Origin of the sequence: Streptomyces sp. T12 (assembly GCF_028736035.1) — a bacterium.
Taxonomy (GTDB): domain Bacteria; phylum Actinomycetota; class Actinomycetes; order Streptomycetales; family Streptomycetaceae; genus Streptomyces.
On sequence record NZ_CP117866.1, the window covers coordinates 7,510,396 to 7,526,622 of the forward strand.

The 16,227-nt window shown below is 68.0% G+C and carries 12 protein-coding genes and 1 riboswitch; of the genes, 7 read left to right on the top strand and 5 right to left on the bottom strand.

Going from position 1 to position 16,227, the window contains the following annotated elements; all coding sequences use genetic code 11:
- Positions 1-30: 30 nt before the first annotated feature.
- The 5 genes from PBV52_RS33895 to gcvT all read right to left on the bottom strand — a co-directional run bounded on the left by PBV52_RS33895 (position 31) and on the right by gcvT (position 7,886).
- A complete protein-coding gene (locus PBV52_RS33895; RefSeq protein WP_306801497.1) occupies positions 31-2,640 on the bottom strand; it encodes an NB-ARC domain-containing protein in 2,610 nt (869 codons plus the stop codon).
- A gap of 839 nt (positions 2,641-3,479) precedes the next feature.
- Positions 3,480-4,847 (bottom strand): L-serine ammonia-lyase, encoded by a 1,368-nt coding sequence (locus tag PBV52_RS33900; protein WP_274243543.1) that lies wholly within the window; start codon positions 4,845-4,847, stop codon positions 3,480-3,482.
- 86 nt (positions 4,848-4,933) lie between these two features.
- Positions 4,934-6,217 carry a serine hydroxymethyltransferase gene (gene glyA / locus PBV52_RS33905; protein WP_274243544.1) on the bottom strand — a complete coding sequence of 428 codons (1,284 nt, stop codon included), beginning with the start codon at positions 6,215-6,217 and terminating at the stop codon, positions 4,934-4,936.
- A 15-nt stretch (positions 6,218-6,232) separates the two neighbouring features.
- Complete coding sequence (gene gcvH / locus PBV52_RS33910; protein WP_274243545.1) at positions 6,233-6,610, bottom strand: glycine cleavage system protein GcvH; 378 nt, start codon at positions 6,608-6,610, stop codon at positions 6,233-6,235.
- A 154-nt stretch (positions 6,611-6,764) separates the two neighbouring features.
- Entirely contained in the window at positions 6,765-7,886 is a 1,122-nt protein-coding gene (gcvT, locus tag PBV52_RS33915) for a glycine cleavage system aminomethyltransferase GcvT (protein WP_274243546.1), read from the bottom strand.
- A 165-nt stretch (positions 7,887-8,051) separates the two neighbouring features.
- Positions 8,052-8,150: riboswitch (glycine riboswitch) on the bottom strand.
- 170 nt (positions 8,151-8,320) lie between these two features.
- Between gcvT and PBV52_RS33920 the strand changes: the two genes are divergently transcribed.
- The 7 genes from PBV52_RS33920 to PBV52_RS33950 all read left to right on the top strand — a co-directional run bounded on the left by PBV52_RS33920 (position 8,321) and on the right by PBV52_RS33950 (position 16,219).
- A complete protein-coding gene (locus PBV52_RS33920) occupies positions 8,321-8,992 on the top strand; it encodes an AAA family ATPase (protein WP_274243547.1) in 672 nt (223 codons plus the stop codon).
- 109 nt (positions 8,993-9,101) lie between these two features.
- On the top strand, positions 9,102-9,893 hold the full coding sequence (locus tag PBV52_RS33925; protein ID WP_274243548.1) for an enhanced serine sensitivity protein SseB: 792 nt from the start codon (positions 9,102-9,104) through the stop codon (positions 9,891-9,893).
- 187 nt (positions 9,894-10,080) lie between these two features.
- Positions 10,081-10,878: an enhanced serine sensitivity protein SseB C-terminal domain-containing protein gene (locus PBV52_RS33930; RefSeq protein WP_274249770.1), complete on the top strand. Its 798-nt coding sequence runs from the start codon at positions 10,081-10,083 to the stop codon at positions 10,876-10,878.
- Between the two features lie 367 nt (positions 10,879-11,245).
- Positions 11,246-12,244, top strand: a complete 999-nt coding sequence (locus tag PBV52_RS33935) for an ABC transporter permease (protein WP_274243549.1) — start codon at positions 11,246-11,248, stop codon at positions 12,242-12,244.
- Between the two features lie 37 nt (positions 12,245-12,281).
- The gene (locus PBV52_RS33940; protein WP_274243550.1) at positions 12,282-14,054 is read left to right on the top strand and encodes an ABC transporter substrate-binding protein; all 1,773 of its coding nucleotides are present in this window, start codon (positions 12,282-12,284) and stop codon (positions 14,052-14,054) included.
- A 69-nt stretch (positions 14,055-14,123) separates the two neighbouring features.
- Complete coding sequence (locus PBV52_RS33945) at positions 14,124-15,131, top strand: ABC transporter permease (protein ID WP_274243551.1); 1,008 nt, start codon at positions 14,124-14,126, stop codon at positions 15,129-15,131.
- Positions 15,128-16,219 carry an ABC transporter ATP-binding protein gene (locus tag PBV52_RS33950; RefSeq protein ID WP_274243552.1) on the top strand — a complete coding sequence of 364 codons (1,092 nt, stop codon included), beginning with the start codon at positions 15,128-15,130 and terminating at the stop codon, positions 16,217-16,219. Before PBV52_RS33945 ends, PBV52_RS33950 begins: the two co-directional genes overlap by 4 nt.
- Positions 16,220-16,227: the final 8 nt, after the last annotated feature.

Genomic DNA, 16,227 nt, shown 5'->3' on the forward strand with positions numbered 1-16,227 from the left:
CTCTCCGGGCGGTCCCCATCGGACGGCGTGTCAAACGAGCAGTCCGAACAGATACACCCCATAGCGGCCTACCACTGCGAGACTTTGGCTGTCCGGCCCCCATGAACACGCGGTCAGTGGCCCTTCGACGCGCACCAAAGCCACGGTGTGGTGCCTGACGGCGTCCCAGATCCGCACTGTGCGGTCACGGCTGACAGTGGCAAGCCACGCTCCGTCCGGTGTGACAGCCATCGCCGTTACACGCTCGGTGTGGCCGGTCAGTGTGGCGCGGCAGTTTCTGGACGCCAGATCCCAGAGCTGCACGGAGCAGTCTTCGGATGCGGTGGCGAGCCAGGATCCGTCAGGTGCCACCACTGCCGCCGTCAGACGCTTGGTGTGACCTATCAGGCCGGCAAGGCGTGAGCCTGACGCCGAGTCCCATATCCGCAAGGAGCGGTCTCTGCTGGAAGTCGCCAACCAGGCGCCATCCGGTGCGATCGCCATCAGCTGGACCGGATCGGTGTAGTCAGTGATGACAGCGGTGCAAGTCCGGGACACCACGTCCCACATCCGCACCGACCCGTCGTGACTGGCGGTAGCAAGCCGCGCCCCATCCGCCGTGATCGCTACTGAGTGCACTGCCCTGGTGTGGCCGGCGAGCGTCGCAATGCAGGTTCCAGACGTCAAGTCCCAGATTCGCGCTGTGCGGTCATCACCGACGGTGGCGAGCCGCGCGCCGTCAGGTGTGACCGCTACCGACCGCAGTTGTTGGCTGTGACCGGTGAGCGTGGCTGTACGAGCTCTTGACGCCGCGTCCCAGATTCGCACCGATCCGTTGTAACTGCCGGTGGCAATCCGCGCCCCATCTGGCAGGACCGTCAGCAACCAGAAGGCCCTGCCGTAGCCGGAGAAGGCGCGTTGGACGACAGAGGCGGGGTGATCGGGTGGAATCCATCGATTCGTCAGAAGCGGATGCTGGGAAGCATCACGCTCACGCGCGGTGACCTGATCGCCCCAGTATTGGTTGGGCTGGAGGCGACTGTAGAGGACACCGGCTAGCGCCCGTGCGGGATCTGTCGGCATGAGGAGGTGGGCTGCCTGGGCGAGGCTGAGGGCTGCCGCACGAGCCCGAGGAGTGTCGATGAGGGCGAGATCACTCCAAGGTGCGGTGGGGCCACGCTGAGTCAGTCGACATTCGACCCAGCGTAGGTCGCCTGCCACGGCTTCCGCCTGGGCGGTGAGGTTCGCCGCGAGAAGGTGCTCTATGAGGTGGTCGAGCAGGTAGCCTTCTTGAAGGCGCCACCAAGCGCGTCCGGGATCGGGGGCAGTCGGCGCCAGCGGCGCGGCTGCGGGCAGCGTGGCAGCGACTGCGCTCACCAGACGCGCATGTAGGGCAGTGAGTGGAGCTTCGCCGAGACGGCCACGCAAGTAGTCACGGATGACGTCGTGCAGGCGGATGCGGCCGCCTTCATCAGGTTTCAGCATCAGCAACGACAAGCGTTCCATGGCGCGGCACAGAGCGCGTGACTGCCCTTCAGTGAGTCCACCTGTCTCACGCCACAGGAGTGCGACCAGGACGAGGGGGATGGTCTCATCCTCAGCGAATACGGCGAGTTCGGCGAAACGGGCCGCACCGTCTGGGGGCAGTAGGGTGATCGCTGCCTCGATCGATGCCTGGACGGCTTGGCTGCGACGCTGGGGGTCGTCCAGGTCCCAGGCTCCTGCCGGTTCGTCCACGGCAGCCGGCCCCAACACGCGCAACTGCTGCAAGATCTGGGTTGCGGCAGCTACGGGGGCAGCGCCAGTTGCCGTCTGCTCGGCGATCAGCCGGTTGGTCAGGTGCAGCAGGAGGGCCCACCGGCCTGTGGTCTCCAAGAGCGCATCGATGATGTCGGCAGGGAGTGGCGGCAGTTGCCAGGCCAACACTGCACGGGCTTGGTCAGGGGACATCTCATCGACCTTGATTGGTCGGGCGCCGGGCGGTAGCAGGTTGGGATTGCGGGTGGTAACCAAGCGAACGCAGCGACGACCACCACGCAGGAAGGGGGTTAACTGCTCGTCCTCCCAGACATCATCGAGGACCAGGAGGATACGAGGCCGCTGATCGAGTAGGCGGCCCAGGTGGTCGCCGGCCAGATTCGGATCGTCGAACTCGGTGGTGTCACCTGTGATGAACAGGGTCACTTCCGCGATCTTGGCCGCCACGGCTGCTCGGCCGCGAACATCCCGGCCGATGGTGACGGTGTAGATGCGGGAGCGAAAGCGCCGTCGAACTCGCTTATGTGCGCATACTGCGGTAGCCAAAGCCGTCTTACCGAATCCGCCAGCGCCCCACAGCGACGTGGTGATTCCTACTGCGCGACCACCACGACATACCGCTGCTACTGCGTCGAGAGTCTCTGAGCGAGCCACGAACCAACCTGGTACCTCCGCCGGCTGTGGGGGTGGAGGGTCGTCGCGACCAGCAGATGGGCGCCCCTGCTTCCAGGTCATTGCGCCAGTGACGGCAAGAGACAGCACAACCAACACGGCGACCGAGGGCCACGATTGTTGACGCAGACTGTCTAACGGGCCCGGCCAATGTTGCTTTGCAGTAGCCGCGTTAGCGGCCAGCGACAACAGGGCGGCCAGCACGATGCTCGCAACAACGAGCGCCACCATCCCTATGCGTTCCCGCACTCCACACTCCCCGTGAACAGCCTCGCAGCCAGGAGACACTACCTTTACTCCCGATCCCGTACTGGTCGAATGCCGCCCAAGCACAGGGTTGTTCTTCCTGTTTTGCGGCGCACATCGGTTCAGGACGACCCCCGAGCGCTCCTTCTGCGTGAGCGATGCGTGAGCGGACGGTGTGGCATCGTCCGCGACGGAACAGACCGCGCATCACGCCGCAGGCGCCTTGACCATGCGGTTCCGGACCCCGAAGCAGCGTCCGGAACCACCCAGCAAGATCCCACCAGGACTGTTAATTCACTGGCTGTGGGTTCGAGTCCAACAGGGCCTATCAAGAGTCACGATGTCAGAGCCCTTCTGACCTCGGCTTTCTACGGTCCGACGGGGATTTCTCGGTCGGGACGTCGGCTTGAGAGCGCTTCTGACGGGCGTCTGCTTCACCGAAGCGTGCCCGAAGTGCTGGGAGCATGTCGGCGCGTGCGCAGGGAGGAGTAGGCGACCAGGTTCATCGCGGAGGCCAATGCAACGGCATTCAAACTGAACGGCATTGGGCGCCGGGTAAGAGGATGAGTGCCCTCGGGGCCGGCACTTCGCAGCACGTGCCGCCCTTGCTGTGATCGACGGACGCCCCCGAGAGTGTAGGCGCGGCTGACTCGGCCGTGCCTCGGCCGGCCGTCTGGTGAGCGATTCAGCACCACCACTTACCCAGGGACTTTTCAGGGACTTCAGGCCTGTCCCAGGGAGCTTCCAGGGACTTTCCGCCGCGTAAGCAGGAAAGGCCCCGACAGCGCTGAAAGACACGAACGCGCTGGTCAGGGCCCATCCCCTCAGCACTCGATGATGTTGACCGCCAGCCCGCCCCGCGCCGTCTCCTTGTACTTCACCGACATGTCGGCGCCCGTGTCCTTCATGGTCTTGATGACCTTGTCCAGAGACACCTTGTGCGAGCCGTCCCCGCGCATCGCCATCCGCGCCGCCGTGACCGCCTTCACCGCGGCCATGCCGTTGCGCTCGATGCAGGGGATCTGGACGAGGCCGCCGACCGGGTCGCAGGTGAGGCCGAGGTTGTGCTCCATGCCGATCTCGGCGGCGTTCTCGACCTGCTCCGGGGAGCCGCCGAGCACCTCCGCCAGGGCGCCCGCCGCCATCGAGCAGGCCGAGCCGACCTCCCCCTGGCAGCCGACCTCGGCGCCGGAGATGGACGCGTTCTCCTTGAAGAGCATGCCGATGGCGCCCGCCGCGAGGAGGAAGCGGACGATGCCGTCCTCGTCGGCGCCCGGCACGAAGTTGATGTAGTAGTGGAGCACCGCGGGGATGATGCCCGCGGCCCCGTTGGTCGGTGCGGTCACCACCCGGCCGCCCGCCGCGTTCTCCTCGTTCACGGCCATCGCGTAGAGCGTGATCCACTCCATGGCGAGCGCCTTCGGGTCGCCCTCGGAGCGCAGCTTGCGGGCCGTGTTCGCCGCCCGGCGACGGACCTTCAGGCCGCCCGGCAGGATGCCCTCCCGCGACATCCCCCGCGACACGCACTCCCGCATCACCCGCCATATTTCCAGCAGGCCCTCGCGGATCTCCTCCTCGGTGCGCCAGGCCCGCTCGTTCTCCAGCATCAGCGACGAGATCGACAGGCCCGTCTCCTGCGTCAGGCGCAGCAGCTCGTCGCCCGTGCGGAAGGGGTACTTCAGGACCGTGTCGTCCAGCTTGATGCGGTCCGCGCCGACAGCGTCCTCGTCGACGACGAAGCCGCCGCCCACCGAGTAGTAGGTCTTCGACAGCAGCTCCGCCCCGGACGCGTCGAACGCCCACAGCGTCATGCCGTTCGCGTGGTACGGCAGTGCCTTACGGCGGTGCAGCACGAGGTCCTTGTCGAAGTCGAAGGCGACCTCGTGGTCGCCGAGAAGCGCCAGACGGCCCCCCGACTTGATCGCCTCGACCCGCTCGTCCGCCGTCTCCACGTCCACCGTGCGCGGCGAGGCGCCCTCCAGGCCCAGCAGCACCGCCTTGGGGGTGCCATGGCCGTGGCCGGTCGCGCCGAGCGAGCCGTACAGCTCGGCGCGGACCGACGCGACGGAGCCGAGCAGATCCTCGTTGCGCAGGCGGCGGGCGAAGATGCGTGCCGCGCGCATCGGGCCGACCGTGTGGGAGCTGGACGGGCCGATGCCGACCGAGAACAGGTCGAAGACCGAGATGGCCACGGGGGGACTCCTCAATACGGGGGTGATGCAAGGGGGTGGGGTGTCCCGCTCACCTACGAGTGTGCGGGACACCCCACAAAAAGGAACTACTTGTTCAGACCGGCGTACAGCGGGTGCTTGTCCGCCAGCGCCTTGACCCGGGCCTTGAGGGACTCGGCGTCGTACGCCGGCTTCAGTGCCGCGGCGATGACGTCCGCGACCTCGGCGAAGTCCTCGGCCTGGAAGCCACGGGTGGCCAGGGCCGGGGTGCCGATGCGCAGGCCCGAGGTCACCATCGGCGGGCGCGGGTCGTTCGGGACGGCGTTGCGGTTGACCGTGATGCCGACCTCGTGGAGACGGTCCTCGGCCTGCTGGCCGTCCAGCTCGGACTCGCGCAGGTCGACCAGGATCAGGTGCACGTCCGTGCCGCCGGACAGCACGTTCACGCCGGCCTCACGGGCGTCGGCGGCCGTCAGGCGCTCGGCGAGGATGCGGGCGCCGTCGACCGTGCGGCGCTGGCGCTCCTTGAACTCCTCGCTCGCGGCGACCTTGAAGGAGACCGCCTTGGCCGCGATCACGTGCTCCAGGGGGCCGCCCTGGAAGCCCGGGAAGACGGACGAGTTCAGCTTCTTCGCGAAGGCCTGCTTGGCGAGGATGATGCCGCCGCGCGGGCCGCCCAGGGTCTTGTGGGTGGTGGAGGTGACGACGTCCGCGTACTCGACCGGGTTGGGGTGCAGGCCCGCCGCGACCAGACCGGCGAAGTGCGCCATGTCGACCCACAGGTACGCCTCGACCTCGTCGGCGATCCGGCGGAACTCGGCGAAGTCCAGCTGCCGCGGATACGCCGACCAGCCGGCGATGATCACCTTCGGCCGGTGCTCCTTGGCGAGCCGCTCGACCTCGGCCATGTCCACGAGACCGGAGTCGTCCACGTGGTACGGGACCACGTTGAACTGCTTGCCGGAGAAGTTCAGCCGCATCCCGTGGGTGAGGTGACCGCCGTGCGCCAGGTCCAGTCCGAGGATGGTGTCGCCGGGCTGGGCGAGGGCGAACAGGGCGGCCTGGTTGGCGGAGGCGCCGGAGTGGGGCTGGACGTTGGCGTACTCGGCGCCGAACAGCTCCTTGACCCGGTCGATGGCGATCTGCTCGGCGACGTCGACGTGCTCACATCCGCCGTAGTAGCGCCGGCCCGGGTAGCCCTCGGCGTACTTGTTGGTGGCGACCGAGCCCTGCGCCTCCATGACCGCGACCGGCGCGAAGTTCTCGGAGGCGATCATCTCCAGGGTGGACTGCTGGCGCTCCAGCTCGGCGTCGAGCGCGGCGGCGATGGCCGGGTCCAGCTCGTGCAGGGGCGTGTTCAGAAGCGACTTGTCAGAAATGGGGGCAGACATGGGGGATACGACTCCTCAGCCGGCGGTGTGGGCGGTGTACTCGTCGGCGGAGAGCAGGTCGGCCGGCTCCTCCGTGACGCGTACCTTGAACAGCCAGCCGCCCTCGAAGGGGGCGGAGTTCACCAGCCCCGGGTCGTTCACCACGTCCTCGTTGATCTCGGTGACCTCGCCGGCGACCGGGGAGTACAAGTCGGACACCGACTTGGTCGACTCCAGCTCGCCGCAGGTGTCACCCGCGGTCACGGTCGAGCCGACCTCGGGGAGCTGGGCGTAGACGACATCGCCGAGCGCGTTGGCCGCGAACTCCGTGATGCCGACCGTCGCGACGCCGTCCTCGGCGGTCGACAGCCACTCGTGCTCCTTGCTGTAGCGCAGCTGCTGGGGGTTGCTCATGGCCTGAATTCTCCTGTACGCGCGGGAGTGGTGATGAATGGGGGACTGCTGGAAACGTGCGTGAGCAGCGGAAATGTGCGCAGGGTCACGCATGGACCGCTGTCAGTCTCTACTTCTGGCGCTGGTCGCGCCGCTTGTGCTGCTACTTCTGCCGCTACTTCTGACGCTTGTAGAACGGCAGCGCCACGACCTCGTACGGCTCATGGCTGCCGCGGATGTCCACGCCGACCCCGGCCGTGCCCGGCGCCGAGTGGGCCGCGTCGACGTACGCCATGGCGATCGGCTTGCCCAGCGTGGGGGAGGGAGCACCGGAGGTGACCTCGCCGATCACCTCGCCACCGGCGACGACCGGGTACCCGGCGCGCGGGACGCGACGCCCCTCGGCGACCAGGCCGACCAGCACGCGGGGCGGGTTCGACTCGGCGCGGGAGGCAGCCTCGGTCAGCGCCTCGCGCCCGACGAAGTCGCCCTCCTTCTCGAACTTCACCACCCGGCCGAGCCCGGCGTCGAAGGGAGTCAGGGAGGTCGACAGCTCATGGCCGTACAGCGGCATGCCCGCCTCAAGGCGCAGCGTGTCCCGGCAGGACAGCCCGCAGGGGACCAGGCCGACGCCCTCGCCCGCCTTGGTCAGCGCCTGCCACAGCTCGACGGCGTGCTCGGGCTTCACGAACAGCTCGAAGCCGTCCTCGCCGGTGTAGCCGGTGCGCGCGATGAGGGCGGGCACGCCGGCGACGGTGCCGGGCAGGCCGGCGTAGTACTTCAGGCCGTCGAGGTCGGCGTCGGTGAGGGACTTCAGGATGCCCGGGGACTCGGGGCCCTGGACGGCGATCAGCGCGTAGGCGTCCCGGTCGTCACGGACCTCGGCGTCGAAGCCGGCCACCCGTTCGGTCAGCGCGTCCAGCACGATCTGGGCGTTGGAGGCGTTGGCGACGATCATGTACTCGGTCTCGGCGAGCCGGTAGACGATCAGGTCGTCGAGGATGCCGCCGTCGGCCCGGCAGATCATGGTGTAGCGGGCGCGGCCGACGCCGACGGAGGCGATGTTGCCGACCAGGGCGTGGTTGAGGAAGGCGGCGGCCTGCGGGCCGGTGACGGTGATCTCGCCCATGTGGGAGAGGTCGAAGAGCCCGGCCTTCGTCCGCACGGCGTTGTGCTCGTCGCGCTCGGAGCCGTAGCGCAGGGGCATGTCCCAGCCGGCGAAGTCGGTCATCGTCGCGCCGAGCGAGCGGTGCAGGGCGTCGAGCGCGGTGTGACGGAGTTCTTCTGTACTGCTCATCGGACGGATGTCTCCCAAGGCATGACGGGCGAGGTCGTTCCTCCCCATCTGTCATCGGAACCTGAGAGGTTCGCCATGACCCGCGAAAGACCAGGTCACGGCTTGCACCTTGGGTGGAGCCACGCGTCTCGAAGACAGACGGAGCGGCCCGCTTTTCAGATGTGCCTCGCCCGCGCGGTAACGGGGCCTGAGAGATTCAAGGGAGGGACTTGCTCCTTCGGCGCCCCGGCGATGCACTGCCAGGGACTCTCCCGCGCGGATTCAAACGGCCGGTATGCAGTTGGCGCGGACATCATTGCACGCCCCGCGCGTCAACGGCAGGCCACGTCTGTAACCGGCTTGTGGCAGGAAGCGAACGAAAAAGCGAGAGATCCTCTATTACCTTCTCTTTACGCTCAGTGGGGATGGGGACTCCTGACCCCCGGAGGAGGACGATGACGGTGAAGCGCACCACGGCGTACGCCACGACCTCGGGCATCGCGCTGCCCAAGCAGCCCGCGGCCCCGGCCGGCGAAGCCCGCGGCACATCCGCACCCGTGGTCCGCGACTTGCGCGAGCGCTCCGGCCACAGCCCGCACGCCCTGCTCTTCGCCCCCGAGGACCTCGTCGTGATCACCGGCCTGCCCGGCAGCGGCAAGTCCACGCTGATGCGGCGGGCCGTGCAGGGCACCCGCATCGACTCCCAGGACACCCGGGACCACTGGGCCGCCCGTATGCCCCGCTTCCTCCCCTACGCCGTCTACCGCCCCCTGGTCCGCCTCGCGCACTACACCGGCCTGCGCCGCGCCCTGCGCTCGGGCGAGGGCGTCGTCGTGCACGACTGCGGTACGCAGGCCTGGGTGCGCGGCTGGCTGGCCCGCGAGGCCCGCCGCCGTGGCGGCACCCTGCATCTGCTGCTGCTCGACGTCACCCCGGGCACGGCTCTGGAGGGCCAGCGCGAGCGCGGCCGCGGCGTCTCGCGCTATGCCTTCCTGCGCCATCGCAGGGCGGCCGCCCGCCTGCTGCACTCGGTGGAGAAGGGCCACCTGCCCCAGGGCTGCGGCTCGGCGGTACTGATCGACCGGGCGGCGGCGGACGTCCTGCGCCGGATCGGCTTCACGGGCTGAGCTGCCGTAGACCTGTACGGGGGAGTCCTGTACGGGGTGGTCACCCGCTAGCCTTTTGAGCCACAGCAGCGGTTCACGGCAGCGGTTCACAGCAGGCGGTTGAGAGCAGATGGACTTCCCGGCGGATCTCCCCGCGGACTTCCCGGCACTGGCACACCCCCATCCACACGGCGGGTGGCCCGGCAACGAACTGGAGGAGGTGCTCTCGGCCTCCATGGGCCTGCCCTCGGCGGGCGGCCGGATCATCGAGGTGCTGGGCCGCAGCTTCGTCTGGGTGCCCCTGCCGGGCGGTGGCGGCCCGCACAGCGGCCCGCTGGACCTGCCCACGGTGGAGATCGAGGGCCAGGCGTACGTCCCGGTCTTCAGCTCCGAGGAACAGTTCCGCCAGGTCACCGGCGCCCACATGTCGTACACCATCGCCCCCGCCGTGGAGTTCGCCCGCGGCCTGCCCCCGCAGGTGGGCATCGCCGTGAACCCGGACGGCGTGGTCGGCGTCCCGCTGCCCCCGGCGGCGGTGGCCGACCTCTGCCGGGTGGGCCGCACCCCGCTGGACGGCCTCAACTCCGGCGGCCGCGTCAAGCTCTACCAGCCCGACTGGCAGGACGACCCGATCGACTTCCTCGCGGTGGCGTCGGCCGAGTTCGCCGAAACAGGCGTGGTCGTGACGGCCCGCCGCTGCCTCGCGGCGATCGAGACGGCCGCCCCGGTGATGTTCATAGGCGTGGAACTCTCCCAGTGGGAGGGTGACCTGCGCGCGGCCCCCATGGAGGCCCTCGCCCGGGCACTGGGTCGCACCCCGGTCCAGTGGCCGGTCAACCTGGTCCTGTTGGACGTAGCCCAGGACCCGGTGATCGAGTGGATGCGCGCACAGGTGCGGCCCTTCTACCAGCGGGTTATGTGAACCCGCTGGGGCAGCGCCCCGTCAGGGGTGCGGGGCTGTACCGACATGCGGCTCCGCCGCGTGGGCGCGAGCAGCCACAATGAACCCGCGGACGGCAGACCACATCAAGTCCTGAGCTCTCAACGGCGCTCCCGGCGGAGCGCATAAGCTGGCTTCCAAACCCACGTTTCCCGAAGGGGCGGTAATGGTGAGCGCGAGCGGCACCACCTCGACCGGTCAGGTCGAGCACATGCTGCGCCAGGTGACGCCCGGGCGCTACGACGCCTACGAGGCCCTCCTGCGCGCGCTCGCGACCCCGTCCTCCGGCCAGGTCTGGATGCTGCTGTGGCACGGCCAGGCCGGCTCCCCGGACGCCCAGTACGGAAACATGGAAGTCGACGGCCACGGCTACGCCCCGTGCGTCACCTCCGCCCAGGAGCTGTCGGCCAGCGGCTGGAACCGCAGTTACGAGGTGGTCGACGGAGTCGACGTGGCCCGCACCCTCTACCCGGACCACTTCGGCCTCTGGCTGAACCCGCACGCCCCGGGCGGCGGCGTCGGCATCCCCTGGCTCGACCTGCGCCGCATCGCCACCGGCCTGGACCGCCAGCCCGCGGGCCCGCTCCGGCTGTCGGAGCCCGGCATCGAGGTCCCGCAGTTCTACGCCCTGCTCACGCAGAACGCCCACCGCACCCCCGCCGTCCGCTCGCTGCGCCGCGCCTGGGTGCAGCCGGCGCTCGGCGCGCCGTATCTCGCCATCGGGCTCGACGTGTACGACACCAGTCCGCCCGCCGTGGACTCGGTGCGCTCGATGATGCTGCAGTCGATCGGCGCGTGTCCGGACGGGCTGCCGGTGTCGACCGTGGCGATGTCCGACGAGTACGACCCGGTCGCCATGTGGATGCGCGCGAGCGCCCGCCCCTTCTACGACCGCGAGGCACACGCCGCCCCCGCGCAGGCTCCGGCGAGCGGTTACGGCTACCCTCCGGCGCCGGGCCGTTACTGATCTTTCACCGGCTAACCTACTGTTCAGTCGGCAGCCCGACTGTCGTAGGCGTAAACGGCTGCCCGCTGCGGTTTCCCAGGTAGATCTCCGCGCGTAGATGTGATCGGAAGGTCCCGGTCCGCCCTCATACGCCCCAACTGGCCCGCGTCCGGTGATCGTTACCGGCCGTTCGGATAACGGAACTCCCCAGACAGCATCACGGTTGCGCATCCTTTCCCCGCCAACTCTGGCAACAGATCACCCAAGCGTTGAAGACTCCCCACTCAGACACGGGATCGGTCGATCCCGTGATCGAACGCGAGTCGACAAAGCCGTAATCCACGGCGGGTGTAGGCCGGTTACCACCGGCGAGAGGGGTCAGGTCACTGTGACCGCACCGATCGAGACCACTGGGGCGCAGACCGAGGCACAGCCGGAGGCTGTACTCGTCGGTGCCGACAAGGGGCAGATCGAGGGTCGTTCCCTGGGGCAGATCGCCTGGTCCCGTTTCAAGAAGGACAAGGTTGCCGTGGCCGGCGGGATCATCGTGATCCTGCTGATTCTGCTCGCGATCCTCTCCCGCCCCATCCAGGCGCTGTTCGGCCTGGACCCCAACGCCCTCAACCAGGATCTGATCGACCCCAACACCTCGCTGCCCAAGGGCGACTTCGGCGGCATGAGCTGGGAGCACCCGCTCGGTGTGGAGCCGAAGTTCGGCCGGGACATCGCCACCCGCATCCTGGAGGGCTCCTGGGTGTCGCTGGTCGTCGCCTTCGGCGCCACGGTCCTGTCCAACACGATCGGTGCCGTCCTCGGTGTCGTGGCCGGCTACTACGGCGGACGGGTCGACGCGATCATCAGCCGGCTGATGGACACCTTCCTGGCGTTCCCTCTCCTGCTGTTCGCGATCGCCATCTCCGCCACCCTGCAGGGCGGTGCCTTCGGCCTGGAGGGCCTGCCGCTGCACATCAGTGTGCTGATCTTTGTCATCGGCTTCTTCAACTGGCCTTATCTGGGCCGTATCGTCCGGGGCCAGACGCTGGCCCTGCGTGAGCGGGAGTTCGTCGACGCCTCCCGGGGGATGGGGGCCAAGGGGCCGTACATCCTCTTCCGGGAGCTGCTGCCGAACCTCGTGGGCCCGATCATCGTCTACTCGACGCTGCTCATCCCGACCAACATCCTCTTCGAGGCGTCCCTGAGCTTCCTCGGCGTCGGCATCCAGCCCCCGCAGGCGTCCTGGGGCGGCATGATCAACCAGGCGGTCGACTACTACCAGGTCGACCCCCAGTTCATGATCGTGCCTGGTCTGGCCATCTTCGTGACCGTGCTGGCGTTCAATCTGCTCGGCGACGGTCTCCGTGACGCTCTCGACCCGCGCAGCCGCTGATCGCGGTAGCGGAGAGAGTTCAACAGGTTTTCCAACAATGGAGGGGAAGCAGACCATCATGCGAAGGTCAGCGCTGGCCGCGATCGCGGCCATCGGCAGTGCGAGCTTGCTGCTTTCGGCTTGCAGCAAGGCCGATGACAACTCGGACAACAACGGAAACAAGTCGGCTGGGGCCAACGCAGCGACCAAGGGTGTCGTCAACGCCTCCACCCAGAAGGGTGGGACGGTCACGTACGAGTACTCGGACGTCCCGGACTCCTTCGACCCCGGCAACACGTACTACGCGTACATGTACAACCTCAGCCGGCTGTACGCCCGCCCGCTGATGACCTTCGCGCCCGGCCCGGGCGAGGAGGGCAACAAGCTGGTCCCGGACCTCGCTGCGAGCGCGGGCGTGCCGAGCGACGGCGGCAAGACCTGGACGTACAAGCTGCGTCCGGGCCTGAAGTACCAGGACGGCACGCCGATCACCTCGAAGGACGTCAAGTACGCCGTCGAGCGCTCCAACTTCGCGCGTGACGTGCTCTCCCTCGGCCCGAACTACTTCCAGCAGTTCCTCGATGGCGGCGACAAGTACAAGGGCCCCTACAAGGACAAGAGCGCCGAGGGCCTGAAGTCCATCGAGACGCCGGACGACACCACGGTCGTCTTCAAGCTCAACCGCGCCTTCCAGGAGTTCGACTACCTGGTCGCGACGCCGCAGACCGCGCCGGTGCCCCAGGCCAAGGACAAGGGCATCGACTACGTCAAGAGCATCGTGTCCTCGGGCTCGTACCAGTTCGAGAGCTACGAGGAGGGCAAGCAGGCCGTCCTCGTCCGCAACAAGAACTGGGACGCGAAGACGGACCCGCTGCGCAAGCAGTACCCGGACAAGATCGTCGTCAAGCTCAAGGTCAACGCCGAGACGATCGACCAGGACGTCCAGGCCGGTACGGCGATCGACCTCGGTGGTACCGGTGTCCAGGCCGCGACCCAGGCGAAGGTCGTCAACGACGCCTCGCTGAAGGCCAACACGGACAACACCTACGGTGGCCGCCTGGTCTACCTGGCGGTCAACACCCAGGTCGCGCCGTTCGACAAGGTCGAGTGCCGCAAGGCCGTTCAGTACGCCATCGACAAGGTCTCCGTGCAGACCGCCGAGGGCGGCCCGATCCGCGGTGACATCGCCACCACCGTCCTGCCGCCGGACATCCCGGGCTACCAGAAGGCGGACACCTACGCCACCGCCGGCAACAAGGGCGACGCCGCTAAGGCCAAGGAGCAGCTGAAGGCCTGCGGCAAGTCGACCATCAGCACCAACATCTCGGCCCGCAGCGACCGCCCGCAGGAGATCGACGCGGCCACCGCGATCATCGCCTCCCTGAAGAAGGTCGGCATCAACGCCAGCCTGAAGCAGTACCCGTCGGGCAAGTACTTCACCGACTACGCGGGTGTGCCGGCGTTCGGCAAGAAGCAGAACATCGGTCTGCACATGATGCAGTGGGGTGCCGACTGGCCGGGCGGCTACGGCTTCCTGCAGCAGATCCTGCACGGTGACGCGATCGGCGCCTCGGGCAACACCAACCTCTCGTACCTCGATGACAAGCAGATCAACGAGATGCTGGAGAAGGCCATCGCCACCGAGGACGAGACCCAGCGCAACAGCATGTACGCCGAGATCGACAAGCTCGCGATGGACCAGGCGGCGATCGTCCCGCTGACCTACTTCAAGGTCCTGCTGTACCGCCCCGCCAACTTCACCAACCTGGTGTCCACGGCGGCCTTCAGCGGTCAGTACGACTACCTCAACATCGGCACGACCAAGAAGTAGCCCCGGAAGGCAGGTGAAGGCATTGGTGCCCGCGGGCTCAGCGGCCCGCGGGCACCAGCGCCGGTCCCCGTGATCTCGTACATCCTCCGTCGGACGTTCGCGGCAGTGATCCTGCTGTTGGTCGTCACCGCGGTCACCTTCGCGATTTTCTTCCTGCTGCCACGGATGGCCGGCCAGACCGCCGACCAGCTCGCGCAGCAGTACATCGGAAAGAGCCCGACGAAGGCCGACATCGCCGCGGTCAAGCAGAACCTCGGTCTGGACCAGCCCTTGTACGTCCAGTACTGGCACTTCATCAAGGGGATCGTGGCCGGCGCCACCTACGACCTGGGCCCCACCACGACGCACTGCAACGCGCCGTGCTTCGGCTACTCCTTCAAGAACCACGTCGAGGTCTGGCCGCAGCTCACCTCCCGCCTTCCGGTGACCCTCTCGCTGGCCGGCGGCGCCGCCGTGCTGTGGCTGGTGTCCGGTGTGCTGATCGGCGTGATCTCCGCGCTCAAGCCCCGCAGCTTCTTCGACCGCGCGTTCATGGGCGTCGCGCTCGCCGGTGTCTCGCTGCCCATGTTCTTCACCGGCAACCTGGCGCTGCTGCTCTTCACCTTCCAGTGGCCGATCTTCGGCCGCACCTACGTACCGTTCACCGAGAATCCGGCGCAGTGGGCCAACACGCTCTTCCCGGCCTGGTGTTCGCTCGCCCTGCTGTACTCCGCCATCTACGCGCGGCTCACCCGCTCGGGCATGCTGGAGACGATGAACGAGGACTTCATCCGCACCGCGCGCGCCAAGGGCCTGCGTGAGCGCAACGTCGTGGCCCGGCACGGGCTGCGGGCCGCGCTGACCCCGATCATCACCGTCTTCGGCATGGACCTGGGCCTGCTGCTCGGCGGCGCAGTGATCACCGAGACCGTCTTCTCGTTGCCCGGCATCGGCCAGTACGCGGTGCAGGGCATCACCGACAACGACCTGCCCCCGATCCTCGGCGTCACCCTGCTCGCCGCCTTCTTCGTCGTGATCGCAAATCTCCTGGTGGACCTGCTGTACGCCGCCGCCGACCCGCGCGTGAGGCTCTCGTGACCGAACTCTCCAAGACCGGTGCCGCCTTGGGTGAGCCCTCGCCCGGGAACGCCCCTGATGCGTTCCTCGCGGTCCGCGACCTCAAGGTGCACTTCCCGACCGACGACGGTCTGGTCAAGTCCGTCGACGGACTGAGCTTCCAGGTGGAGAAGGGCAAGACCCTCTGCATCGTGGGCGAGTCGGGCTCCGGCAAGTCCGTCACCTCGCTGGCGATCATGGGCCTGCACCGGCTCGGCGCGCGCGGCAAGAACGTGCAGATGTCCGGCGAGATCTGGCTGGACGGCAAGGAGTTGGTCTCCGCCGACCCGGACGCGGTGCGCCGGCTGCGCGGCCGCGAGATGGCGATGATCTTCCAGGACCCGCTGTCCGCGATGCACCCGTACTACACGATCGGCAACCAGATCGTGGAGGCGTACCGGGTCCACCACGACGTCAACAAGAAGACCGCGCGCAAGCGGGCCGTCGAGATGCTCGACCGGGTCGGCATCCCCGAGCCCGGCAAGCGCGTGGACAACTACCCGCACGAGTTCTCCGGCGGTATGCGCCAGCGCGCGATGATCGCCATGGCGCTCGTCAACAACCCCGAACTGCTCATCGCGGACGAGCCGACCACCGCCCTCGACGTGACCGTCCAGGCGCAGATCCTCGACCTCATCCGGGATCTGCAGAAGGAGTTCGGCTCCGCCGTCGTCCTCATCACCCACGATCTCGGCGTGGTCGCCGAGATCGCCGACGACGTCCTGGTGATGTACGGCGGCCGGTGCGTGGAGCGCGGCTCGGTCGACGACGTCTTCGAGCGGCCGCAGCACCCGTACACCTGGGGTCTGCTCGGCTCGATGCCGCGCATCGACCGCGAGACCTCCGAGCGGCTCATCCCGGTCAAGGGTCAGCCGCCGAGCCTCATCAACGTCCCCTCGGGCTGCGCCTTCCACCCTCGCTGCCCGTACGCGGACATCCCCAAGGGCGATGTCACCCGTACCGTGCGCCCGGAGCTCCAGCCGGTCGGCAGCGGACACTTCTCCGCCTGCCACCTCTCGCCGGAGGACCGTACGCGGATCTGGACCGAAGAGATTGCGCCGAAGCTGTGAGTGAGACG